This window comes from Litoreibacter halocynthiae, from assembly GCF_004365635.1.
In the GTDB taxonomy this organism is placed as follows: domain Bacteria; phylum Pseudomonadota; class Alphaproteobacteria; order Rhodobacterales; family Rhodobacteraceae; genus Litoreibacter; species Litoreibacter halocynthiae.
In genome coordinates this window covers 1,099,418-1,122,497 of record NZ_SOBH01000001.1, presented here as the reverse complement: position 1 = coordinate 1,122,497, position 23,080 = coordinate 1,099,418, and the positions used below count along the sequence as shown (strand labels likewise).

At 61.5% G+C, this 23,080-nt stretch carries 20 protein-coding genes; 8 read left to right on the top strand and 12 right to left on the bottom strand.

Translation table 11 applies throughout. The features are described 5' to 3' along the window. Positions 1 to 39 precede the first annotated feature (39 nt). The gene (locus tag BDE40_RS05480) at positions 40 to 576 is read left to right on the top strand and encodes a peroxiredoxin-like family protein (protein ID WP_134013428.1); all 537 of its coding nucleotides are present in this window, start codon (positions 40 to 42) and stop codon (positions 574 to 576) included. 65 nt (positions 577 to 641) lie between these two features. Next, positions 642 to 995 (top strand): hypothetical protein, encoded by a 354-nt coding sequence (locus BDE40_RS05475; protein WP_134013427.1) that lies wholly within the window; start codon positions 642 to 644, stop codon positions 993 to 995. 233 nt (positions 996 to 1,228) lie between these two features. Here BDE40_RS05475 and mfd read toward each other — a convergent pair whose 3' ends face one another. Both mfd and BDE40_RS05465 read right to left on the bottom strand, forming a co-directional pair. After that, on the bottom strand, positions 1,229 to 4,675 hold the full coding sequence (gene mfd / locus BDE40_RS05470) for a transcription-repair coupling factor (protein ID WP_134013426.1): 3,447 nt from the start codon (positions 4,673 to 4,675) through the stop codon (positions 1,229 to 1,231). Positions 4,676 to 4,706: 31 nt separating this feature from the next. After that, positions 4,707 to 5,228 (bottom strand): component of SufBCD complex, encoded by a 522-nt coding sequence (locus tag BDE40_RS05465; RefSeq protein ID WP_134013425.1) that lies wholly within the window; start codon positions 5,226 to 5,228, stop codon positions 4,707 to 4,709. A gap of 173 nt (positions 5,229 to 5,401) precedes the next feature. On the opposite strand from BDE40_RS05465, the gene hemB reads away from it, so the two are divergent. From hemB to BDE40_RS05445, 4 genes are all read left to right on the top strand, one after another. Next, positions 5,402 to 6,406, top strand: coding sequence for a porphobilinogen synthase (gene hemB / locus BDE40_RS05460; protein ID WP_134013778.1), 1,005 nt, complete (start codon positions 5,402 to 5,404; stop codon positions 6,404 to 6,406). Next, the gene (locus BDE40_RS05455; protein WP_134013424.1) at positions 6,403 to 6,789 is read left to right on the top strand and encodes a hypothetical protein; all 387 of its coding nucleotides are present in this window, start codon (positions 6,403 to 6,405) and stop codon (positions 6,787 to 6,789) included. Before hemB ends, BDE40_RS05455 begins: the two co-directional genes overlap by 4 nt. Before the next feature lie 128 nt (positions 6,790 to 6,917). Further along, positions 6,918 to 7,475: a lipid-binding SYLF domain-containing protein gene (locus tag BDE40_RS05450; RefSeq protein ID WP_134013423.1), complete on the top strand. Its 558-nt coding sequence runs from the start codon at positions 6,918 to 6,920 to the stop codon at positions 7,473 to 7,475. A 62-nt stretch (positions 7,476 to 7,537) separates the two neighbouring features. Continuing rightward, positions 7,538 to 9,169 (top strand): caspase family protein, encoded by a 1,632-nt coding sequence (locus tag BDE40_RS05445; RefSeq protein WP_134013422.1) that lies wholly within the window; start codon positions 7,538 to 7,540, stop codon positions 9,167 to 9,169. Between the two features lie 22 nt (positions 9,170 to 9,191). On the opposite strand, the gene BDE40_RS05440 is transcribed toward BDE40_RS05445, so the two are convergent. Beyond that, positions 9,192 to 10,817 carry a hypothetical protein gene (locus tag BDE40_RS05440; RefSeq protein ID WP_134013421.1) on the bottom strand — a complete coding sequence of 542 codons (1,626 nt, stop codon included), beginning with the start codon at positions 10,815 to 10,817 and terminating at the stop codon, positions 9,192 to 9,194. Between the two features lie 103 nt (positions 10,818 to 10,920). Next, the gene (locus BDE40_RS05435) at positions 10,921 to 11,796 is read right to left on the bottom strand and encodes an NAD(P)-dependent oxidoreductase (protein WP_134013420.1); all 876 of its coding nucleotides are present in this window, start codon (positions 11,794 to 11,796) and stop codon (positions 10,921 to 10,923) included. A 101-nt stretch (positions 11,797 to 11,897) separates the two neighbouring features. Between BDE40_RS05435 and BDE40_RS05430 the strand changes: the two genes are divergently transcribed. Further along, complete coding sequence (locus BDE40_RS05430; RefSeq protein ID WP_134013419.1) at positions 11,898 to 14,360, top strand: penicillin acylase family protein; 2,463 nt, start codon at positions 11,898 to 11,900, stop codon at positions 14,358 to 14,360. Continuing rightward, positions 14,357 to 14,893, top strand: a complete 537-nt coding sequence (locus tag BDE40_RS05425; protein ID WP_134013418.1) for a histidine phosphatase family protein — start codon at positions 14,357 to 14,359, stop codon at positions 14,891 to 14,893. The genes BDE40_RS05430 and BDE40_RS05425 overlap by 4 nt, the downstream gene beginning before the upstream one ends. 14 nt (positions 14,894 to 14,907) lie before the next feature. Here the strand turns inward: BDE40_RS05425 and BDE40_RS05420 are convergent, their stop codons facing one another. The 8 genes from BDE40_RS05420 to ntrX form a co-directional block, all read right to left on the bottom strand. After that, the gene (locus BDE40_RS05420) at positions 14,908 to 15,354 is read right to left on the bottom strand and encodes a hypothetical protein (RefSeq protein WP_134013417.1); all 447 of its coding nucleotides are present in this window, start codon (positions 15,352 to 15,354) and stop codon (positions 14,908 to 14,910) included. Beyond that, complete coding sequence (locus BDE40_RS05415; RefSeq protein ID WP_246030363.1) at positions 15,351 to 16,379, bottom strand: agmatine deiminase family protein; 1,029 nt, start codon at positions 16,377 to 16,379, stop codon at positions 15,351 to 15,353. The genes BDE40_RS05420 and BDE40_RS05415 overlap by 4 nt, the downstream gene beginning before the upstream one ends. Before the next feature lie 113 nt (positions 16,380 to 16,492). Beyond that, positions 16,493 to 16,900 carry a DUF2177 family protein gene (locus tag BDE40_RS05410; protein WP_134013415.1) on the bottom strand — a complete coding sequence of 136 codons (408 nt, stop codon included), beginning with the start codon at positions 16,898 to 16,900 and terminating at the stop codon, positions 16,493 to 16,495. A gap of 67 nt (positions 16,901 to 16,967) precedes the next feature. Then, positions 16,968 to 18,254: a GTPase HflX gene (gene hflX, locus BDE40_RS05405; RefSeq protein WP_134013414.1), complete on the bottom strand. Its 1,287-nt coding sequence runs from the start codon at positions 18,252 to 18,254 to the stop codon at positions 16,968 to 16,970. Beyond that, entirely contained in the window at positions 18,238 to 18,477 is a 240-nt protein-coding gene (gene hfq, locus BDE40_RS05400; protein WP_021100213.1) for an RNA chaperone Hfq, read from the bottom strand. Before hfq ends, hflX begins: the two co-directional genes overlap by 17 nt. Before the next feature lie 153 nt (positions 18,478 to 18,630). Beyond that, complete coding sequence (locus tag BDE40_RS05395; RefSeq protein WP_134013413.1) at positions 18,631 to 20,178, bottom strand: potassium transporter TrkG; 1,548 nt, start codon at positions 20,176 to 20,178, stop codon at positions 18,631 to 18,633. Positions 20,179 to 20,180: 2 nt separating this feature from the next. Further along, positions 20,181 to 21,557 (bottom strand): Trk system potassium transporter TrkA, encoded by a 1,377-nt coding sequence (gene trkA, locus BDE40_RS05390; RefSeq protein ID WP_134013412.1) that lies wholly within the window; start codon positions 21,555 to 21,557, stop codon positions 20,181 to 20,183. 76 nt (positions 21,558 to 21,633) lie between these two features. After that, a complete protein-coding gene (ntrX, locus tag BDE40_RS05385; RefSeq protein WP_134013411.1) occupies positions 21,634 to 23,058 on the bottom strand; it encodes a nitrogen assimilation response regulator NtrX in 1,425 nt (474 codons plus the stop codon). Positions 23,059 to 23,080 lie beyond the last annotated feature (22 nt).

The window sequence follows — 23,080 nt, the reverse complement described above, 5'->3', positions numbered from 1 at the left end:
TGCTAAGCAGGCATAAACACACCCCAAAAGGAAACACCCATGCTGATGCCACGCCAGAAGACCCCCAACCTGACCGTCCCGCTTGCGGGTGGCGGTCAGTTCGATCTTGCCAGCGAGGGGGCCGAGCGGGGCACCGTCATCTGCGTCTATCGCGGCCTGCACTGCCCGCTTTGCGCGACCTACCTCAAGGAGCTGGAGAATCTGACATCGGAGTTCAACGCCCGTGGCGTCGGCACCGTCGGCATCTCCACCGACCCGCAGGACCGAGCAGAGGATATGGTGACCAAGATCGACGCCAAGAGCTTGCGCATCGGCTACGACCTTCCCTTGCAGGTCGCCCGTGACTGGGGCCTCTATATCTCGACCTCGAAAGGTGCATCTTCCATCGGCATCGTGGAGCCTGACCTGTTTGCCGAGCCGGGCCTCTTCCTCATCCAGCCCGACCGGTCGCTGTATTATATGTCCGTGCAGACCATGCCCTTCGTGCGCCCGCATTTCTCCGAGCTTCTGGCCGCCGTCGATGGCGCGATGAAATCCGGCTATCCTGCGCGCGGTGAATACACAGGCGCGGTCTGAGACTTTTCAAGAAATTAACCGTACTGGCGGCGATCTTTGTGACGCCGCCCGCACTCCTATTCGGCATGTTCGTTTACGCTTTCTACGAGAACTACGCGATCCGGCCCTACAGTCCGGTCTCCTATCTGGTGATGGCCCCCGCCCTGCGCGCCGTCACGCCAATCGCGCAATGTAGCCCCTTGGTCTACCAGCGTTATTTTCAGGAATGCGGCGGCATCTGCGGTGAGCAGCAGCGCGTGTGGTTCGGCACCACAGCCACGCTGGAAACCTTGCAAAACACTTACGATTTGGACGCCCTGCGGGCGCAGCTTAAGGGCTTTGACGAGGTGTCGCTGCATCTTGCGCCGGGCCGTCCGGGCTTGGCCGAGGGCTGCAACGAGGCATGGGTTTCCGCCTATGACGACTATGCCATCGACTGAGCATCGAACGCAGGGTTAACGCCATGACAAGCACTGCGCGGCTATACCCCCGCTCGGATATCCAACGACGACAGAAGACCAAGGATCTCCCGAAGTCCCGAAAACCACCCTGACAGGGTGCAGGGATTTAGGGCCGATCCGTTTTGCGCAAGACGGTATATGATCCGCCTCCAACCGGCGGCCGCCGACTTCTCTTTCAGATCAACGCATTACCGAGACGCACCCCGCAAAGATTAGGCTTTCGCCTTCTTCGCCGGTTTGAACGTGCCCGCATGTTCCGCCAGATCGCGGGCAATGCCGAAGGCACCCTTGATCTTGTCCGCTTCCTTTTGCCAGTCCCGCTGCACGACCACCTTGTTGTCTTTCAGCTTGGCGTTGTTTTTCGGGTCTTGCAAATACGCCACCAGCCCTTCGGGCTTGGCAAACTTGTTGTTGTGGAATTCGATCGTCGCCCCGCGCTCGCCTGCGTTCAGCTTGGCGATACCGGCGCGTTTGCACATCGCCTTGATCCGCACCACCAGCATCAGCGTGTTGACCTCGCGCGGCAGCTTGCCGAAACGGTCGATCAACTCGGCGGCAAATCCTTCCAGCTCCACCTTGGTGGTCAGGCCGGACAGGCGACGATACAGCCCCAGACGCACATCCAGATCAGGCACGTAATCCTCGGGGATCAGCACCGGCACGCCAAGGTTGATCGTCGGCGCCCATTGGTCGTCATCATCGGTCAGACCTTCCAACTGGCCGGAGCGTATCTTGGCCACCGCCTCCTCCAGCATCGACTGGTACAGCTCATAGCCAACCTCGCGCATATTGCCGGACTGCTCTTCGCCCAGAACATTGCCCGCGCCCCTGATATCAAGGTCTTGTGAGGCGATGTTAAAGCCCGCCCCCAAGCTGTCAATCGACCCCAGCACCCGCAACCGCTTCTCGGCGGTGGGCGTCAGTTTCTGGCGCGGTTTGGTGGTCAGGTAGGCATAGGCTCGCGTCTTGGATCGACCCACCCGTCCGCGAATTTGATAGAGCTGGCTAAGGCCGAACATATCCGCGCGGTGGATAATCATCGTGTTGGCGGTCGGAATGTCGATGCCGGATTCAATGATCGTGGTCGCCAGCAGCACGTCATACTTGCCGTCGTAAAAGGCGTTCATTCGGCTGTCCAACTCGCCCGGCGCCATCTGCCCGTGGGCGACCAGATAGGTCACCTCCGGCACGTGTTCCTTCATCCACGCCTCGATATCCGGCAGGTCGGTGACGCGCGGCACCACGTAGAAACTCTGCCCGCCGCGGTAATGTTCGCGCAACAGCGCCTCGCGCACGGTTACCGTGTCGAACTCCGACACATAGGTGCGGATCGCCAGACGGTCGATGGGCGGGGTGCCGATGATCGACAACTCCCGCACGCCCGACAGGCTCAGCTGCAACGTGCGCGGGATCGGCGTGGCCGACAGGGTCAGCACGTGAATGTCGGAGCGCAACTGCTTCAGCCGTTCTTTATGTTGCACGCCAAAGTGTTGTTCTTCATCAATAATCAGCAGCCCGAGGTTCTTGATGTTGACCTGCTTCGACAGCACCGCATGGGTGCCCACAACGATGTCCACGGTGCCATCCGCGAGCCCCTTGCGGGTCTCGGTGGCCTCCTTGGTGCCGACAAAGCGTGACAACTGCCGCACGGTGATCGGGAAGCCGCGGAAGCGATCCTTGAAGCTTTGGGTGTGCTGGCGCGACAGCAGCGTCGTGGGCGCGACGACCGCCACCTGCAAGCCCGACGCCGCCGCGATAAACGCCGCCCGCATGGCGACCTCGGTCTTGCCGAAGCCCACATCGCCGCAGACCAGGCGGTCCATCGGGCGACCCTTGGCCAGATCGTCCATCACGGCCTCGATGGTGGTCAACTGGTCCTCGGTCTCCTCGTAGGGGAAGCGGGCGCAGAACGCCTCCCACATATCCGCAGGGGCTTCCAGAATTGGTGCGCGGCGCAATTCGCGCTCGGCAGCGATGCGGATCAGACGGTCGGCCATGTCGCGGATGCGCTGTTTCAGGCGGGCCTTCTTGGCCTGCCACGCGCCACCGCCCAGCTTGTCCAGCAGGCCTTCCTCATGGCCGTAGCGCGACAGCAATTCCACGTTCTCGACCGGCAGGTAAAGCCTGTCACCGCCTGCATATTCCAGCAGGATACACTCATGCGGCGCACCGGCGGCGGTGACGGTTTCCAAGCCGATATAGCGCCCGATGCCGTGGTCGACATGGACGATCAACTCGCCCAGTGACAGCCCTTGCGCCTCGGTCAGGAAGTTCTCCGCCCGCTTGGTTTTCTTGGCGCGGCGGATCAGGCGGTCGCCCAGCACGTCCTGCTCCGAAATCACCGCAAGGCCCGCAGCGGTGAAGCCTTGATCCAGCCCCCAGACAGTCAGGTGAACGCCACTTTTCCGCACGTCCTTGAAGGACGACACCAGCTTGACGTCGTGGATATCCTGATCGCTCAGCAACCCGTGAAGCCGCTCCCGCGCGCCGTCCGAGAAGCTGGCGATGACCACAGCGCGCTCGTCTTTCAGTGCATTAACATGGTCCGCCAAGGCGCTGAATATGTTGCGATCCTCGGCTTGACGCTCCGGCGCGAAGTTGCGCCCTATACGCCCGCCTGCGTCCACGACACCTGCCCCCGTGGCTTGTGGCAGCACGGCCAGTTGCAGCACGCGGGTGCCAGTTAACGCTTTCTTAAAAGCGGCATCGTCCAGATACAAAAGTTGGGGCGGCACGGGTTTATAAACACTGTCCATCCGCGCCTTGGACTTCAGCGCCTCGGTGCGGTTTTCATACTGGTCGGCAATGCTTTCCCACCGCGCCAAATGTGCGGGCGCAGTCTGGTCGTCCAACGCCACAACCGCGTCGGGCAGGTAATCAAAGATGGTTTCCAGCTTCTCGTGGAAGAACGGCAGCCAATGCTCCACGCCCTGATGCTTGCGACCTGCGGACACCGCCTCGTACAATGGATCATCCGTCCCCGCCGCGCCGAACTCGATGCGGTAATTCTGCCGGAACCGCGTGATCGCCGCCTCGTCCAGAATGATTTCGGAGACGGGGGCCAGTTCCACGCGGGTCAGCTTCTCGGTCGTGCGTTGCGTCGCAGGGTCGAACCGCCGCGCGCCGTCCAATACGTCGCCGAACAGGTCCAACCGCACAGGGCCGGATTCGCCCGGCGGGAAGACGTCGATGATGCCGCCACGAATGGCGTAATCGCCCGGCTCCATCACCGTGGGGCTTTGCGAAAAGCCCATACGCACGAGGTAGTCGCGCAAGGCGGTCTCGTTGATCTGGCGGTCCACCTCGGCCACGAAGGACGCGCCCGCCAGAACGTCGCGGGCAGGTACATATTGCGTCGCGGCGTTCAGCGTCGTCAGCAGGATGAACGGCCCCGGAATGCCACCCGCCAACGCCGCCAAGGTCGCCATCCGCGCGGCGGCAACATCGGCGTTGGGCGACACGCGGTCGTAAGGCAGGCAATCCCATGCGGGGAAGTCCAGCACCGGCACCTCGGGCGCGAAAAAGGCCAGCGCCGTGCGCATCGCGGACATGCGTTTGTCGTCGCGGGCCACATGCACCACGGGGCCGCGCTTCAACTCCTTGAGCAGCCGTTGCGCGTCAAAGCCCTCGGGGGCGCCGGAAATCGTGATCAAGTCCATGGGCGGTGACCTACGTCATCGGGCGCGGGTGTCAACCGCCCAGCACGCCCACGGACAGGTTGTGGAACATCCCCCACATCGAAGTGACAAGGATCGAGAACATCCCGATCACCTGAATGGTCAGCCTCTGGCGGCGCAGTTTCAGGCGAATATCGGCGAGCGAGGTGTGATTGATCCGCCGCGCGCAACGCACAGACAGCGCGAACACCAGCGACATCGGCGCAAAGATCAGGAACAGCGCCTGCGAGAATTCCAGCCCGTAATAGAACCCCAGCAGTGCTAGTGCTGTCAGGGCGAAAAAACCGAACCCTACCAACCAGTTGCCAGCCGTATCGGCGATATAGGTCAGACGGTTGGCGTTAACACGGACAAGGTCCTTCAGATCCTGTTCCACCTGCCCGCCATATTTAACCGCGCGGGCAACCACGTCATAGGGCACACCGATCACGTAATGCGACGCAGCGCTCCACGCGTAGGCCAGCATGATCCAGAACCACAGGTTGGAGAAAGAGCGCATGTCGATCAGCTCGAAAGCGGTTGAGTAAAAATCCACGCTTGAGGCGCCTCTTTGGTCGGAGTTGTCGTGAGCGCGCACCCTAGTCGCGGATTAAGGCGATGGAAAGACCAAGGCTGCGGGTTTTCAGGCGCCGATTGGGGCGTGGGGCTTGAGGCGGTACGGATATCATGCGACCACTGGCGAAATCCCACGACGAAAGCCGCCAGCCCATGTCCCTTACGCCCATCAACGCGCCCTTCCCGTCCACCCGCTTGCGCCGTTTACGGCGCAATCCTGCCTTGCGCGGGCTGGCCGCCGAGAACGTGCTGTCGGTGGATGACCTGATCTGGCCGATCTTCGTGATGGAGGGCGACAACGACGCCCATCCCATCCCGTCCATGCCGGGCGTGTCACGTCTGACGATTGACCGCGCGGTGAATGCGGCCAAGGAAGCCCGCGATCTGGGTATCCCCGCGATCTGCATTTTCCCCTATGTGGAAGGGTCGTTCAAAACCGAAGACTGCAAGCTTGCATGGTCCGCCGACAACCTGTCCAACCGCGCCACAGCGGCGATCAAATCGGCTGTGCCGGAAGTCGTCGTGATGACCGACGTGGCGTTGGACCCGTATAACGCCAACGGCCATGACGGCATCGTCCGCGACGGGGTGATCGTAAATGACGAGACGGTGGAGGCCTTGGTGAAAATGGCACTGGCTCAGGCGGCGGCGGGCTCGGACATCCTTGGCCCGTCCGACATGATGGATGGCCGCATCGGCGCCATGCGTCGCGCGCTGGAGGCTGACGGTTTTCAGGACACGGCGATCCTCAGCTATTCGGCCAAATACGCCTCTGCCTTCTACGGCCCGTTCCGGGATGCCGTGGGCGCGTCAGGCGCCTTGGTCGGGGACAAGAAAACCTACCAGATGAACCCCGCCAATTCCGACGAGGCCCTGCGCCTTGTGGCCCGCGATCTGGCGGAGGGCGCGGATATGGTGATGGTCAAGCCGGGCATGCCCTATCTGGACATCTGTCGCCGCGTGAAAGACCAGTTCGGGGTTCCGACCTATGCCTATCAGGTCAGCGGCGAATACGCGATGATCGCGGGGGCTGGGGCCAATGGCTGGATCAATGAAGAGCAGGTGATGATGGAAAGCCTGATCGGCTTCAAACGCGCAGGATGTGACGGCATCCTGACCTACTTTGCCCCCCGCGCCGCAAAGCTGCTGAACGGATGAGCTTTACTGTCGGTCAGGTCTGGACCTTCCCTGAGACGCAAGAGCACCCGCAACTGATCGTCACCATCGGGCGCATCGACACCGCCACCGATCTGGGGGCGGATGTGTCGAATTCGGCAGTGCTGTCGGTCTCCATGTCCCCCGACGAGGACGCGCGCAAACTGGACTGGCCTGAAGTCGATCACACGCCGATTGCCGAAACCGCGTTCAACGCGGATGGCACGGGCGAGTTGGTGATGGACGGGGTCACGCCCTCCGAGGGGTTCGCCGAAGGCTACCAGACATGGCGCGACGCGTTTGATGCGGGCAATGCGGGCGTCTTTACGGTCGCCCCACCCGAAGCCTACGCCGCGATCTTGCAAATCTACGCGGACCGAGACTAGGCGCCCTCGGCGGTCCCCCGCCCATCTGGGGTGCAATTTGCGTGACAACGCGCACCGCTTGCCGTATTTTATCCACAAGGCCCGAATTTCAGAGGTCAACGGCAGTAAAATAAATATAGGCGGATCCCATGAGCATTCTCACTCGGCGCAATTTTCTTGCGACTTCCGGCAGCGCAACCATGTTGGCGGCCTGCGGCAATGGCGTAAACTCCCAAGGCGGCTCGAAAATCGACGCCCGCGTGGATAGCGCGTTTGACTTTATGTATAGCAATGTCGGCGGCACGACCGATCTGTCCAACAAGGCGACCGGCATTTTGATGATGCCGCTGGTCTCCGAGGCGGGCTTTGGCGTTGGCGGCTCCTACGGGCGCGGTGCGCTGCGGGTCAATGATGTAACCGTGGATTACTACTCGACGACGGCCGCCAGCTTCGGCTTTCAGATCGGCGCGCAGCAATATTCCCACGCCTTGTTCTTCATGACCGAGCAAGCCCTGTCCGACTTCCGCCGCTCCCCAGGCTGGACCCTTGGCGCGGATGCGCGCTATGCGGTGGCCAATGACGCGGGCAATCTGGGTGTGGACACCACAACTGCGCTGACCCCTGTGATCGCCGTGGTCTTCGGCCAGTCCGGCCTGATCGCCGGTGCGCAAGTTGAAGGCAACAAGTACAACCGCATCATTCCGTAAGGGGAAACCCGCCGGAATTAAGGTTCTTGGTGAGAACTGGCCTAGCGTGTTACGCTAGGTCAATGAGGACCGGTGCAACCCAGTTTACCCAATGTTTCGCCCTTGCGCTTCGGCGCGTGCGGCTTTTGGCTGTTCTGGTACTCGCCTTGTTGCTGTCGTCGCAGGCCCAAGCGCAGGACGGCAGCGCCGAAAAACGCATTGCGCTGATTATCGGCAACGCCGCCTACAAGAACGTGGCGGAGCTGAAAAACCCGCGCAACGACTCTCAGGATATGGCCGCCGCTCTCAAGCAGGTCGGCTTCGAGGTGCTGCTGCATACCGATTTGACCCAAGGCACCATGCTCGACAAACTGCGAGGCTTTCGCCGTCGGGCCAGCGAGGCCGATGTGGCCCTGATCTATTTTGCAGGCCACGGCATCGAGATCGACCGTGTGAACTACCTGCTGCCGGTGGATGCTGTTCTGGAAACCGATTCCGATATCAATTTCGAGGCGGTGAAACTGGAAACCATGATCTTTGCCGCCAGCGGCGCGGAGCAGTTGAGCATGGTCATCGTGGACGCCTGCCGGAACAATCCTTTTGCCGCCTCGATGAAACGCAACAATCCCAACCGCTCCATCGGGCGCGGATTGACGGCTGTGGAGCCGTCGAAAAACACTCTCGTCGCCTACGCCGCCAAGGAAGGCACGACCGCCGCCGATGGCAATGGGCGTAACAGCCCCTATGCGGATGCGCTGATCTCCTCGTTGAAGACGCCCAAGCTGGAAGTCGGGCTGATGATGCGGCAGGTGCGCGACAAGGTGCTGGCCTCGACCGGCGGGCAGCAGGAGCCGTTTGTCTACGGCTCGCTTTCTGCCGACGAGATTTACCTGAATGATCCGGATGGCGGGAACGCCACGCAACCCGCCTTTATGATCATGGAAGATGTGGTGGAGGACGTGCCGGATACCAGCGCCGCCGAGATCGTGTTCTGGAAATCCATCTCTGACCAGCATGCGGTGGAAGAGCTGCAAACCTATCTACAGAAATACCCCGAAGGCTTCTTTGCCGAACTGGCCCGTGCCCGTATCGCGCGGGCGGGCGGCGAGGTTCTGACGCCCGAGGAGCCGCAAGTGCGGCTTCAGCCGAAGGAGCAAGAGATCGACCGCGCCCTGACCCGCGACGAGATTGTGGAGATGCAGGAACGCCTGTCGGCCCTTGGACACAGTCTGGGCCGCGCCGACGGGGTGGCAGGCCGCAGGACCAAGGCCGCGATCCGCGTGTTCGAGCGCGAGGAAGCGCTGCCTGTGCTGGGGCAGCCGACATTGTCGCTGATAACGGCGCTACGCGCGAGGATCGGCGAAGACGAGCTTGCCATATGGCGCAACTCTCAGGCGACGCGGGTGGCCCCGGCGAAACCCGCCGCGACGCGCACCAAGGCCAAGGCGAAAACGCCGGTCAGAACCCGCCCGAAACCCGTGGCGGCGACACCCAAGGCGGCTAAGCCAGCGCCCGCCCCCAAGGTGGTCCAGCCAGCGCCCGCTCCGGCCCCTGCGCAAACGAAAGTCTCCAAGCCTACGGCCAAGTACAAGCAATTCTGCGCCGCCAACCGCCAATGCGCCACCCGCACCTGCCGCCGCGGCTCGCAGGGCAACTTCTTCAGCAATGCCCGCAACTGCAAGTTCTGCGATCTGTATGTGCAGCGTTGTCAGTAACGGGCTGGGTATATCAGGCTGCTCAGCATGACCGTTTGAACGCGCCGCGCTGTCCTTCAATGCGGCCAATACGACGCCAGAACACGTCATCACCAAACCCTTTGGCACGCAAAACAGGCTCGATTTCAGCCAGATAACCCATGGCGCTGCCCATATAGGCGATTTTTTCTACCATATGGCCTTGCTTTCGCAGGTCGAGCTTGTCGCCTTCCATTTGCCGAATAAACGCGGCCATGAGGTCAGGCATCATTGCGTCGTGCCAACGCGGCTCGGCGTTGCACAGGGCAGATTTTGCGATCTTTAGATCGTCTTTGCTGGCCTTCAATACTGCGCGATACAGCGCGGTCGGGTCCTCGCTAAAATATCCGACAAGGGCGGCGAACTCCGAATTGACGGGATCGTCCGTGCGCAGCAGGCGGGCATAGCGCTCGAAATAGGGGGTGAGTTCATCCGGCTCGTAGACGAACCGCAACGCGTTGAACACCGAGTAGTAAAGCACGTTTTTTTCCATCCTGCCCTGTTCAAAACGGTCGAAAACCCACGGCAGGATGCGGATGCGAAACTCCTTCTCATGGCGCAGGACGTGATGAAGGTCCAGATGTGTCCGCACCCGGGTGTCCTTGATGATCCGCTCGACCAGATCAAGTACGGACGCGGGGATATTCTCGTACATTCGGACATGGAATACGAAGCGGGCGATGACATCGTTTTCGGCTTTGGAAAACGTCGCGGCATTGGAGTCGAGTGCCAGCCTTACCATAGAACGGTCAACTGCCAAGGGTGTGGAGGTCATGGAAAACGGCTCTTCCTCTGGCACACCGGACTTGGCCCAACCAATAGCGCGCAGGGCCGTCAGATGCGTCACGTCCGAGCTGCGGGATCGGCTGCGCATGACGTCGTACCCGTTGGAGTTTACGCCGTCGAGAAGAGGTTCCAACAGGGTCGGAGACGTCATCACATGATATCTGATGCTGTTTTTTCGATAGATCGGTGCCCGCGCCGGATCACTGCCCGCATGGGCCTCAATCCTGGTGGTCTCAAAAACCTTGAGCAGCGGGTCATTGGGGAAATACGCTTTCACCTCGGAACTGCTGATCTTGGATTGCGTCAGGGTCAGGTCGGCGGGCAGGTCGGTGTTTTGGATGACCTTGATGCAAATGCCTTCACATGTATCGGAGGTCTCCGGCGCGAAGCTGTGTACCGCGTCGTTTTTGTAGGTGACGCGGACCCAATCGGCCTCCCCGCTGATGATAAGGGCCTTGCAGGCCTCCGGACACAGGTCTTGGGTGGCGGCGCTGTTGTAGTGAAGCGCAAAGCTGCGTACGCCTTGGGGAGGTGTCTTTAGCTGAATATCGGCCTCGGCAACCTTTACGGCAAGCGCCTCCACCCGCTGCTGCGCCAAATAGGACGGCACGAACAGATAGGCGGCATAGAGAGCCAGCCCCAGCACAAGGCCGGCGGATTTGAGCCCCTTGGGAAGGATCACCCAAGGCAGGAATGCCAATTGTAGTGGCAGCAGGTTGACGGGAATGAAGACCAGCAAGAAGCCAACGCCAAAGGTCAGCGCGGCGAAGATCAGCGCCGCACCCTCCAGCGCAAACACCGCCGCCAGCACCACCATGATGCCAAGCAAAATCCAATACCACATGCGGAACACCCGTTTAAGACGGGTTTATTCTGTCACGTGGTTGAGACATGAAAACGCCCGAGACGTGGCAATTCAAAGGAGTCCGCGGCTGATTTCGCGGCCCCTACCCGTCCAACGCCCTTAGCCGCTTGATAAGCGAGGACGTGTCCCAACGTCCGCCGCCGAGTTTCTGCACGTCCTTGTAGAACTGGTCCACCAAGGCGGTGACTGGCAAGGACGCGCCGTTCTCGTTCGCGGCGTCCAGACATATCCCCAGATCCTTGCGCATCCAGTCCACCGCGAAGCCGTGGTTGAACTCGTCGTCGATCATCGTCTCGTAGCGGTTCGACATCTGCCATGACCCAGCCGCCCCCTGAGATATCACCTCGACCACCGCTTTGCCGTCCAAGCCCGCCTTGTCGGCAAAATGCAGCGCCTCGGACAGGCCTTGCACCAATCCGGCGATGCAGATCTGGTTGACCATCTTGGTCAACTGCCCTGCCCCGTTCTCGCCCAGTCGTTTGCAGGCCTTGGCATAGGCGTCGATCACAGGCTCCGCGCGGTCATAAGCGCCTTCGTCGCCGCCGCACATCACGCCAAGCTGGCCGTTCTCCGCCCCGGCCTGCCCGCCGGAGACCGGCGCGTCGACGAAGCTGATCTGGCGCGCGTCGGCTTCGGCGTAAAGCTCGCGCGTGACTTTGGCGGACACGGTGGTGTGGTCCACGAAGATCGAGCCTGCGGACATGCCCGCAAAAGCCCCGTCATCGCCCAGACAGACCGCGCGCAGGTCGTCGTCATTGCCGACGCAGGCCATCACGAAATCCGCACCCTCAGCCGCCTCGCGCGGAGTGGCCGCAAAACTGCCGCCATGCTCGGACGCCCATTTCTCGGCCTTGGCGGCGGTGCGGTTGTAGACGGTGACCTCGTGGCCCGCCTTCACCAGATGCCCCGCCATCGGGTATCCCATGACGCCCAACCCCAGAAAACTAACTTTGGCCATGTGCGAGCCCTCCCTGTTTCATCTGTTTGATTATGCCTGCCAACCGATGTAACGACAGGGGCTGAGGCGTCAATAGCAAGGCGCATAAGCATGGCGGGTCAATGGGTCTGATTTTCAAATGGTCGTTGCGGCTTTTCATGCTGCTTGCGCTGCTGGCGGGGCTTGCACTGGCGGCTGTGTACTACCTCGCGTCGCGGTCTTTGGTGGATTACAACGCCGAGTATTCCGTACCCGCGATCAGTGGCGAGGTCGAGATCATCCGCAACAATTCCGGCGTGCCGCATATCTTTGCCGACGCGGATGAGGATGTGTATTTCGGCCTCGGTTTTGCCCATGCCCAAGACCGATTGTGGCAAATGGTCATGCTGCGGCGCACCGCACAAGGCCGCCTGAGCGAGCTGTTCGGCCCGCGCACGTTGAACATCGACAAGCTGATCCGGCGGCTTGATCTCTACGGCCTCGCGCAACGCTCGGTGTCCGCGCAGGACGCGAATACCATGGCCGCCCTTGAGGCGTATTCGGCGGGCGTCAACGCGTGGCTGCGCACGGTGAACCAGCAGGCCTTGGGCCGTGGTGCGCCGGAGTTTTTCATCTTCTCGCCTCAGATTGCCCCGTGGCAACCCGCCGACAGCATCGCCGTGATCAAGATCATGGGATTGCAGCTTTCCGGCCATCTGGAGGAGGAGGTCATCCGCGCTCGTGCCTCACTGCTGCTGACACCGGATCGGGTGCGTGACCTGCTGCCCGACACTCCCGGCAAGGGCATTGCCGCGCTGGATTACGCGGGTCTGATGCGAGGGCTTGACCTGCCGCGCTATGCCGCCAATACCAGCGGGCCGAAAGACCCGCTGTCGCCCTTCCCCGAGCGTGAACTGGCCGGCGCGTCAAACGCCTTTGCCGCCGCACCGGAGCGGTCTGCTGCGGGTGGCACTTTGCTGGCCAATGATCCGCATCTGGGCCTGTCGGCCCCATCGATCTGGTATCTGGCGCGGCTGGATTTGTCTTCGGGCGGCGTGATCGGCGGCACCATTCCGGGGATGCCTGTGGTCCTCACCGGGCGCTCCGACAAGGTGGGTTGGGGGCTGACCACGGCCTATGTCGACGATCAGGACCTGCTGATCGAAAAGCTCAACCCCGACAACCCGAACGAATACCTGACGCCGGACGGCTACAAGCCGTTCCGCACCGGCCAGTCGATCATCGAGATCAAGGACGCGATGTCCGAGACCATCAGCCTGCGCTGGACCGATAACGGCCCCGTGCTGCCGGACACACATTACAACCTTGGCACAATCACGCCCTTGGGCCATGAGGCCGCGCTAAGCTGGACCTTGCTGACGGACGAAGACACCTCCATTCAGGCCGCGTTGCGGATCATGCGGGCGGGCAGTGCTGCGGAGGTGATTTCGGCGGCGTCAGACTATGTCGCACCGGCGCAGAACCTGACCATCGTGGACCAGAACGGTATCGCGCTGAAAACCATCGGCCATGTGCCGCGCCGCACCCCCGCGCACCAGTCGCGCGGGCGCATCCCTGCGCCGGGCTGGCTGGAACAAAACCGCTGGCTGGGAGTGATGCCCTACGCGTCGAACCCCGAGTTTACCCGTCCGGCGGGCGGCATTCTGGGTAACACCAACAACAAGGTGATCGAGCGCCCCTTCCCCGACCATGTCAGCTATACCTATGGTGACACGCAGCGCGTGCAACGCTGGCGGCGGCTGATGCTGAACCGTCAGGTGCATACCCGCGACAGCTTTGTGGAGGCGCAGCTGGACACGGTGTCTTTCACCGCGCGCTCCTTGTTGCCGCTGATTGCCGCCGATCTGTGGTTCACCGGCGAGGCTGCGCCCGATGGCACGCCGGAACGGCAACGGCAGCGCGCGCTGGACCTGATGGCCGAATGGAACGGCGAGATGTCAGAGCATTTGCCCGAGCCCTTGATCTACGCCGCGTGGCTGCGCGCGCTGCAATCGCGGCTGATCCGCGACGAGCTTGGCCCGCTTGAGTCCGAGTTCACCCATGTGGAGCCTCTGTTCATCGAGCGCGTCTTCCGCGATGCGGACGGAGCCTCCGTGTGGTGTGACGTGTTGCAATCGGCGCCCGTCGAGACGTGCAGCGATATTTCGCGTCTGGCTTTGGACGATGCTCTGGTCTGGCTGGGCGACAAATACGGCACGGCCATCGAAAGCTGGCGGTGGGGCGATGCACATGAGGCGACCCATGACCATCAGGTATTGGGCAGTATTCCGTTGCTGTCGGCCTTCGTGAATATCCGTCAATCGACCTCGGGCGGGGATAACACATTGCTGCGCGGGCGGACTTCTGGCAAAGGGCCGGAGCCGTTCCAGAACGTGCATGCGGCGGGCTATCGCGGGGTCTATGATTTCGGCGACCCTGACAGCTCGCTCTTTGTGATGGCGACGGGGCAATCCGGCCACCCGCTGTCACGCCACTACGACGATCTGGGTGTGCTTTGGCGGCGCGGGGAGTATATTCCGATGTCGCTGGACCCCGAACTGGCGCGCGCTGGCGCTGTCGGCACGATCACGTTGCGGCCGGAATGAGCATTCACCTGATCCGCCACGGGCAGTCAGCCTTTAATGCGGTCTTTTCCGGCGGTGCCGACCCGATGATCTTTGACGCCCCGCTGACGCAGCTGGGCGCAAGCCAAGCGCAGGAGGCACGTCACAAAGTGGCGGAGTTGGGTATCCGAGAGGTGGTCTGCTCGCCCCTGACCCGCGCGCTCCAAACCGCGCGGCTGATCTTCCCGACCGAGGATATTCATGTGGTCGCCGAGACGCGGGAGCATCTGGGGCATAGTTGTGACGTGGGCCGCGCACCTGCTGAATTGCAGGCGGTGTTTCCGGATATTCCATTTTCGCATCTGCCTGATATCTGGTGGCATCAAGGGGAGCTGAATAACGTCGGCGTGCCGGTTGAACCCGCGGATGTGTTCGAGGCGCGGATGGTGCTGCTTGCAAGCGCTCTGCGCGCTCGCGATGCCCGCCCGTTGGCCGTAGTCTGCCACGGGCATGTGATTGAGGCGCTGACGGGCACGCATCCCGATAATTGCGGCATCGTGGAGCTTCGGGACTAGATACCGGCTGCCCGCTAACAGGACGGCGTTGTAGGACAGTTCGCCGCGCGGAACTGCTTGAGCAGGGTCACCATGGCATCCGTCTCGCCCAGATGCTGGCCCACGGCGCAGATCGCGGCCTGATGCGGCATGAGCGCGTCGGTGAAAGTGGACTCCCAGCCTTCGCTGACCTCCAGCATCTGCTCGGCTGAGTAAAGCAAGTGATCCACGAACGCGCGATAGGCCCCTGCCGTTTCACCTTCCATCAAGGCACAGGCATCGGCGGGTGTTGCGAAATCCGGATGGCTGACGGACAACGTGAGGTGGCTGCGATAGGCCTCGCGGGCAGAGGTGGCGGCGGCAATGCGGTCGGCCTCGTCCAGCTGCACTTTCACACCGATCAGCGCGATCACTGCGACGCAGGCTGTGACGATTGCCGCCCCCGCCTCGATCCCTACGGCGTTCCGTTTGAACCAGCTCATATCGCGGGCATCTGCTGGGTCGCGCAGTGGATACCGCCGCCCAATTCGCCCAGCGGGTCGACATTCAACGTGATGATCTCCCGACCCGGATAGTGGCGCTTCAGAGCCGCGACCGCCTCCGCATCGGCCTGCTGGTCGCCGAACTGAGCGGCGATCACACCGCTGTTGCAAACATAATAGTTGGCATAGGACGCGACAAAATCGACGGATTTGACCCGGCGGCGTTCCGGCTCGTAGATCACGTCGATGTCCAGCCCTGCGGCTTCCAGCGCGTCGTGGGTGTCAAGGGCAGCCATGTGGAACGGGTCGGCCTCGTCCGGCTCTGCGGGCAGGTTGATCAGCACCCTGCCCGGCCCAGTGAACCGCGCCAGACTGTCGATGTGATAATCGGTGATATCTTCTCCCCAAACGCCCTCGGACCAGATCATTCGTTCGGCGCCATAGGCGTCCAGCAATGTGGCTTCGATTTGGTCGCGGCTCATATCGGGGTTGCGGTTGTCATTCACCCACGAGCTTTCATGGGCGGCCAGCAGCCCGTGCCCGTCCTGCTCCACGCCACCGGCCTCGCCCTTCAAGGGCGTAGGCAACAGCGGCAGGTCGAGGCGTGCGGCCACGGCTTCGGCAATGCGGGCGTCGCGGGTGTTGACTTGCTTTTCCCCCCAGCCGTTGAACTGGATATGACGGATGGCCAATTGCTTGCCATCGGTGACGAAGATCGGGCCTGCGTCACGGCACCACAAATCCTCGGTCGGGACGTCCCAAAGCTCGACCTTGGCGGACAGCATCTTGCGGGCGCGGGAATGGTCGGGCTTTGCCGCCAGCATCGTCACCGGCTCGAACTCGGAAATAGCGTTGGCAATCCGTGCGATTGCGTCTTGTGTCATGTCCAGAAAGACCGGATCGGGATGGACCTTTCGGCTGACGGGCCATTGCATGAATGTCCGTTGATGCGGGCTTTCCTCTGGTGGCACGTAGAAGCCGTCGCCGGCCAGAACGGATGTGGGCAAAGAGGCGGCGAGGGTCATAGCGGCCCCTCCTTTAAGTGCTTGGCGTCGGTTCATAAATCATACCCTTGTGGTCATTTGCGACCGTAGGGCTGACCGGTTTCCGCGTCAAATACTCCTGTGCGGGACAGCCCTTAGCCGACCGCCCGCGTGATCATGACCCCAAGGGTGGCAGAGGTCGCAGTCAGCAGCGTGCCCCATGTCAGATCGGTGGCGACCATGGTCCATGTCCAGCCTTTCATCACCGCCAGCGAGGTGAATTCATAGGTGCCATAGCCGAACGCCCCCAAAAGGGCGGCGGTGCCGAAAACCCAAAGCAAGGATTTGTCCTCTGACAGCGCGGGGATGGAGACGAACCACAGCAAGGCCGCGATGTAGAACGCATAGAACAGCAACGCAGGGCCATAGCGGGGCTGGTCCAGAAGCAGGTCGGGGATGTAGCGCTCGAAGACGGGTTTGATCAGGTAGCTCAACCCGATGTAGTCGAGAACCAAGAACAGCCCGAAGGTGGCGACGTAGAGGATCAGGTAAGTGCTGGCCATATAAGAAAATGCTCCTTTGCGTTACCTGACGCATATAGAGCGGGAAACGGACAGGGCCACGCTTGGGCTACAGTTTTTCGAACTGGCCTTTTTGGGCCGCATTCCATGTCACCGTCAGGTTGAAACCGGTCTCTGTCTGCTCTTCGTTGTCCACGACCTCTTGGCCGAACAGCCACGCACGCGCCTTGCCGTCGGCAAAGCCCAGCTCGATCACTTCGGTGGTAGAGCCTGCGCGCAGTAAGGTCGAGACCGCGTCCAGTAGCCCGTCGACCCCTGCCCCAGTGATCGAGGAGGTCAGGAAGATATGCTCGTCGCGATCGGCCTTGTTGGTCGCGGATTCCAGCGTGTCGGCTGCCAGCTTGTCGGACTTGTTCCAGACCTCCAGCACCGGCACGTCCTTATCGACGCCCAGATCAGTCATGATCGCGCGCACGTCGCGGGCCTGGCCTTCGGATTCAGGATGCGAAATGTCGCGGACATGAAGGATCAGATCGGCGCTCAGCACCTCCTCCAGCGTGGCGCGGAAGGCGGCGACAAGCTGTGTCGGCAGGTCCGAGATGAAGCCCACCGTGTCGGACATGATGATTTCCAACCCGTCCGGCAACTCGACCGAGCGCATGGTCGGGTCCAGCGTGGCGAAGAGCATGTCCTTGACCAGCACCTCCGCCCCTGTCAGGCGGTTGAACAGCGTGGATTTGCCCGCGTTGGTATAGCCCACCAAGGCCACCACCGGATACGGCACCTTGGCGCGGGCGGCGCGATGCAGCTCGCGGGTTTTGACGGTTTTTTCCAGCTGGCGGCGGATGCGCACGATGGCGTCGTCGATGGCGCGCCTGTCGGCCTCGATCTGGGTCTCGCCGGGGCCGCCGACGAAGCCAAGCCCGCCGCGCTGACGTTCAAGGTGGGTCCATGCGCGGACAAGACGCGTGCGTTGGTAGCTGAGGGCGGCCAGTTCGACCTGCAACACGCCTTCACGGGTTGCGGCACGGTCGGAGAAGATTTCCAAGATCAGGCCGGTGCGGTCGAGGATTTTGACCCCCCATTCCTTTTCCAGATTGCGCTGTTGGACCGGCGAGACTGGGCCGTCGATCAGAACCAGCTCGACCTCGGCCTCTTTCAGGCGGTTCTTCAACTCGACGATTTTACCGGTGCCGAACAGCGTGCCAGCTTTGACCTTCGGCAAAGGCACGATTTCAGAGCCCGCGACTTCCAGTCCGGGCAAGGCGTCGGCCAAGGACACGGCTTCGGCAAGCGCCATGCTGGACAGCCTGCGGGCCTTAACGTCTTTAATGTCGGGGTGGATCACCCAAGCGCGGGTGAGGCCAGCTTCCTCGGTTTCAAGAATTCTCTTCACCGTCGTAAAGGTTGATGGGCTGCGATGGCATGATCGTGGAAATCGCGTGCTTGTAGACAAGCTGCGACTGCCCGTCGCGACGCAAGAGCACGCAGAAATTGTCGAACCACGTGATGACGCCCTGCAATTTGACGCCGTTGATCAGAAAGATCGTTACCGGAATTTTGGTTTTCCGGACGTTATTCAAAAATGCGTCTTGAAGGTTTTGCTTATCAGCGGCCATTTTTTATTGCCTTTGTTTTTGCGCTTGCTGTGCGAGTGCCTGTGAATTGGGCACACTGTCCCTGATGAATTGGCAGTATGTCTTGGGATTTCTGAGAGGTCCAGCCCCGAAATAAAGGTTTTCCGGCAGGTTGTTGCCCAAAAATCCCTGACCTTAGCGCCGCCAGAAGTCGGGGTTGAACAGCGCGATGATGGCAAGGGTTTCCATCCGGCCCAAGACCATTGCCGCGATCAGGATGGATTTGGCCTGCACCGACAGGTCGGCGTAGCTTGCGCCGTTATCCAGCGCCACGTTCACCAGCGGCCCAGTGGTCGACAATGCGGCGATGGCGAAGATCACTGCGTTCTCGAAGCTGAGGCCTGCGAAGGCCAGCGCCACGACGACGGCGGCAATCGACAAAGCGAACAGCATGAAGAATATCCACGCGATAAATGCGCCTTCACGGCGCATACCCCGTCCCAGCCTGCCGCCGCCACCCACCGAGGACGGATGGACCAGCCGCTCCATCTCGCGCAGCCCGTGTTTGTAGAGCGCGTAGAAGCGCAGCAGTTTCACTCCGCCTGCCGTGGTGGCCACCCCGCCCCCCATGATCGCCAGCCCTGCGAGGATCAACCCTGGTGTCGGCAGCGCGGACCAGTCGCGCGCGGCCTCCCAATCGGTCGAGACGAAACCAGTGGTCGTCAGGAAAGACAGCACGGTGAACATGGCGCCCCAGAAAGCCCGCACCGAGGCGAGCACGTCAGCCTCCTCGTTGACCTCGATGGCGCCGATGAAGTGGCGAAACCACAGGGCAAGCGGGACGACAACCACGAAAACAAACGCCACCCGCATTTCGGCGTCTTCCTTGAGGCTGGGCAGATAGTGCTTGTCCAGCGGCAGCGCGATGGCTTGACGGGTGACGGCGACCAGCAGGAAGGCAAAGATCACCACCTCGCCCGGAACCGACATTCCAAGGTCGATCATGGTTTTCAACGGCAGGATGCCACTGGTCGACATGGTCGCCAGCGCGATCATCAACCCATGGAAACTGCCGGTGCCGCAGATGACTTGCAGCAGCCAGATGATCACGGTCAGCGACAGATAGATTGGCAATATCTTCGCGGTGTAGCGGGCGATGCGCTGATTGGGCTCGGTCGCCTTTGCCAGTTGCGCGCCGGAGCCCGGACGCCCGCCACTGGAGGCCGTCGGGCGCAGAACCTCGAACCCGCCAAGGGTCATCGGGGCCAGCACGGCGACGGCGGCCACAATCACCAGAAAGCCACCCATCCAGCCGACCAATCCGCGCCACAGATGCACCGGATCAGGTACGACGCGCGGGGTGTCCAGAATGGACGCGCCGGTGGTGGTGATGCTGGAGACCATCTCGAAATAGGCGTTGAAGAACGACATCGATGGCCGCGCCTCGTGTAGCGGGATGGCCAGCATGACAGGCAACACCAAAAAGGCCGCGACAAGGGTCAGAAGCTGGCTGCGGGCCACATTGCGAACAGGCTGGCGAAAGGTGGCCAGCGCGATCAGCGCGGACAGGGTCAAAAACAGAATGGCCCCGTAGAAAAACGGCTGTGCCACGCGATGCTGGTTCAGCGAGAAGGCGTGGATGGCGGGGATCAACATAGCCACGGCCCCTGCCCCCATCAGCTGCACAAACAACGGCAGCCGGAGCAAAACGGGAATGGTTGAGGCTTTGGAAACTTGGCCCATGATCAGAAGAAGTCGACCGAGACCTGCAACAGCCGCTCCACCTCCGGCACGTCGGCGGCCAGTGCGAAGATCACGATGATGTCGCCCTCTTCGATCCGTGTGCCGCCTTCCGGGCGCACGATTTTCTGGCCCTTCTGGATCGCACCGACCAGAACACCTTCGGGGAAGTTCATGTCGCGAATGCGTTGGCCGGAAATCGGCGATGTGGACAGTACTTGCGCTTCGATCACCTCTGCCTCGGCGTCACCGATGGAGTAGATCTGGCGCACACGGCCATGGCGGATGTGGCGCAGGATCGACGAAACCGTGGTGGCACGCGGGTTGATATAGGCGTCGACATTGAGCGGCTCCATCAACGGAACAAGCGTCGGGTCGTTGACCAGCGCGATGGCCATGGGGCAGCCTTCGGCCTTGGCCCGCACAGCGGCCAGCAGGTTGGTCTTGTCGTCATCGGTCACGCACAGCACGGCGTCGGCGCGTTTGATGCCGGCCTCGTTCAGCAGGTCGGCACTTAGCCCGTCGCCATGCAGCACGATGGTACGCTCCAGCAGATTGGCGGCGCGTTCGGCAATTGTGCGGTTCTTCTCGATCATTTTGGCGCGGATGCGTTCGGTGCGCGTCTCCAAGGCTTGGGCGACCGCAAGACCGACATTGCCGCCACCAATGATGACCACGCGTTCTTGTTTGGACTGGGTTTTGCCGAAAATCTCCATGGTGCGCGGCACGTCTTCACGGTGGGCGCAGACATAGACCTGATCCCCGTCAAACAGCTGGTCATTGGGGTCCGGGGCAAAGATATTGCCTTCCCGCCGAACAGCAACAACCACCGCACGCAGGGTCGAGAACAGTTCGGTCAACTGCCGCAGGGGTGTGTTGAGAACCGGGCAGTCTTCTTCAAGCTGGATGCCCAGCAACTGCGCCTGCCCCGACAGGAAATTTTCGGTGTCAAAGGCGGCGGGATCGGCAAGGCGTTGCAACGCTGCCTCGGCCACTTCTTTTTCGGGGCTGATCACCACGTCGATGGGCATGTGATCGCGGCGATAAAGGTCGGAATAAATCGCGGTCAGATAGCTTTGCGAGCGCAGCCGCGCGATTTTGCGCGGCACGGAAAAGGCCGAATGCGCCACCTGACAGGTGACCATGTTGACCTCGTCCGAATGGGTCGCAGCGATGATCATGTCGGCGTCGCGCGCACCTGCACGGTCCAGCACATCGGGATAGCTGGCAAAGCCGGTGATGCCTTGCACATCTAACGTTTCCGTGGCGCGGGCGACCAGTTCCGGGTTGTTGTCCACGACGGTGACGTCGTTTTTCTCGCTCGACAGGTGACGGGCAATTTGCCAGCCGACCTGACCGGCCCCGCAGATGATAACCTTCATCAGATAAACCCCGTTAATTCGAGTGCCAAGGCATGGCAGATGGCCGCGCGCCGGTCAATTGGATAGCGCATGGCCGTTACGTGTCGGAACCCGTATCGGCCATGTCTTCGTCCTGAACCTGAGCCACCCGCGCCCCCGCTTTATTGGAGGTCACGACGCCCAAGGATTTGAGCTTACGGTGCAGGGCGCTGCGCTCCATGCCCACAAAGGCGGCGGTACGGGAGATATTGCCGCCAAAGCGGTTGATCTGGGTCATCAGATACTCGCGCTCGAACAATTCGCGGGCCTCGCGCAGCGGCAAGGTTGCAAGGTTGCCGCCAATGGTCACGCCGCTTTCGCTTGCGGGCGCCCCTTCGGATTGCGGCAGTTCCTTGGCTTCGATCTCGCCCTTGTCAGGGCCAAGGATCAGCACCCGTTCGATCACATTCTTGAGCTGGCGGATATTTCCGGGCCATTGCATGGTTTGCAGCAAGGTGACCGCGTCTTCGGCAAGTTTGCGCAGGGGCAATCCTTGCGACTTGTTGAAGGTCTCGATGAAATAGGACGCAAGGGTCGGGATGTCCTCGCGGCGTTCTTCAAGGTTGGGAACGGCGATCGGGACCACGTTCAGGCGGTGATATAGCTCCTCGCGGAACGTGCCTTCCTTGATGGCCGCCTCAAGGTCGCGATTGGTCGAGGAAATTACCCGCAGATCAACGCGCACCATGTCATTGCCGCCGACGCGCTGGAATTGCTGCTCGACCAGAACCCGTAGGATTTTGGACTGGGTGCCAAGGGGCATGTCCGCCACTTCGTCAAAGAAGATGATGCCGCCATGGGCTTGCTCCAACAGGCCCGGCTCGATGCCGCGTTCCTTGCTTTCGCGGCCAAACAGCACCTCTTCCATGCGCTCGGGCTCGACCGTTGCGCAGTTGACGGTGACGAACGGTGCCTGCGCGCGGTTGGAATTGGCGTGGATGTAGTGGGCGGCCACATCCTTGCCAGCCCCTGCCCCGCCAGTCAGCATCACGCGGCCATTGGAGCCTGTCACCTTGTCTAGCTGTGCTTGCAACGTCTTGAAGGCGGAGCTTTCGCCGATGATTTCAGCTGATGCGACCTCGCCGCGTTTCAACTGGTTGTTCTCGCGCCGCAGCCGCGAGGTTTCCATGGCGCGGGTGATCACGACCATCAGCTGGTCAATGTTGAACGGCTTTTCGATAAAGTCGTAAGCGCCTTGCTTGATGGCGGCGACGGCGATCTCGATATTGCCATGGCCGGAGATGATCACCACCGGCACATCGGGATTGTCGCGCTTGACGTGCTTGAGAATGTCGATCCCGTCCATGGCGCTGTCCTTGAGCCAGATGTCGAGGATCATCAGCGCCGGAGGTTCGGCGTTGATCTCGGCCATGCACGCCTCGGACGTGCCAGCCAACCGCGTGGTAAACCCTTCATCAATGAGGATGTCCGAGATCAGTTCCCGAATGTCCCGCTCGTCGTCTACGATCAGAATATCGCCCATATTTCTGCTCCTTAATAAACGG

Excerpts from the sequence above, each read along its gene's own strand:
- BDE40_RS05480 (WP_134013428.1), top strand. The coding sequence starts at position 40 with ATGCTGATGCCACGCCAGAAGACCCCCAACCTGACCGTCCCGCTTGCG.
- BDE40_RS05475 (WP_134013427.1), top strand. The coding sequence starts at position 642 with ATGTTCGTTTACGCTTTCTACGAGAACTACGCGATCCGGCCCTACAGT.
- mfd (WP_134013426.1), bottom strand. The coding sequence starts at position 4,675 with ATGGACTTGATCACGATTTCCGGCGCCCCCGAGGGCTTTGACGCGCAA.
- hemB (WP_134013778.1), top strand. The coding sequence starts at position 5,402 with ATGTCCCTTACGCCCATCAACGCGCCCTTCCCGTCCACCCGCTTGCGC.
- BDE40_RS05455 (WP_134013424.1), top strand. The coding sequence starts at position 6,403 with ATGAGCTTTACTGTCGGTCAGGTCTGGACCTTCCCTGAGACGCAAGAG.
- BDE40_RS05450 (WP_134013423.1), top strand. The coding sequence starts at position 6,918 with ATGAGCATTCTCACTCGGCGCAATTTTCTTGCGACTTCCGGCAGCGCA.
- BDE40_RS05445 (WP_134013422.1), top strand. The coding sequence starts at position 7,538 with ATGAGGACCGGTGCAACCCAGTTTACCCAATGTTTCGCCCTTGCGCTT.
- BDE40_RS05440 (WP_134013421.1), bottom strand. The coding sequence starts at position 10,817 with ATGTGGTATTGGATTTTGCTTGGCATCATGGTGGTGCTGGCGGCGGTG.
- BDE40_RS05435 (WP_134013420.1), bottom strand. The coding sequence starts at position 11,796 with ATGGCCAAAGTTAGTTTTCTGGGGTTGGGCGTCATGGGATACCCGATG.
- BDE40_RS05430 (WP_134013419.1), top strand. The coding sequence starts at position 11,898 with ATGGGTCTGATTTTCAAATGGTCGTTGCGGCTTTTCATGCTGCTTGCG.
- BDE40_RS05425 (WP_134013418.1), top strand. The coding sequence starts at position 14,357 with ATGAGCATTCACCTGATCCGCCACGGGCAGTCAGCCTTTAATGCGGTC.
- BDE40_RS05420 (WP_134013417.1), bottom strand. The coding sequence starts at position 15,354 with ATGAGCTGGTTCAAACGGAACGCCGTAGGGATCGAGGCGGGGGCGGCA.
- BDE40_RS05415 (WP_246030363.1), bottom strand. The coding sequence starts at position 16,379 with ATGACCCTCGCCGCCTCTTTGCCCACATCCGTTCTGGCCGGCGACGGC.
- BDE40_RS05410 (WP_134013415.1), bottom strand. The coding sequence starts at position 16,900 with ATGGCCAGCACTTACCTGATCCTCTACGTCGCCACCTTCGGGCTGTTC.
- hfq (WP_021100213.1), bottom strand. The coding sequence starts at position 18,477 with ATGGCCGCTGATAAGCAAAACCTTCAAGACGCATTTTTGAATAACGTC.
- BDE40_RS05395 (WP_134013413.1), bottom strand. The coding sequence starts at position 20,178 with ATGGGCCAAGTTTCCAAAGCCTCAACCATTCCCGTTTTGCTCCGGCTG.
- trkA (WP_134013412.1), bottom strand. The coding sequence starts at position 21,557 with ATGAAGGTTATCATCTGCGGGGCCGGTCAGGTCGGCTGGCAAATTGCC.
- ntrX (WP_134013411.1), bottom strand. The coding sequence starts at position 23,058 with ATGGGCGATATTCTGATCGTAGACGACGAGCGGGACATTCGGGAACTG.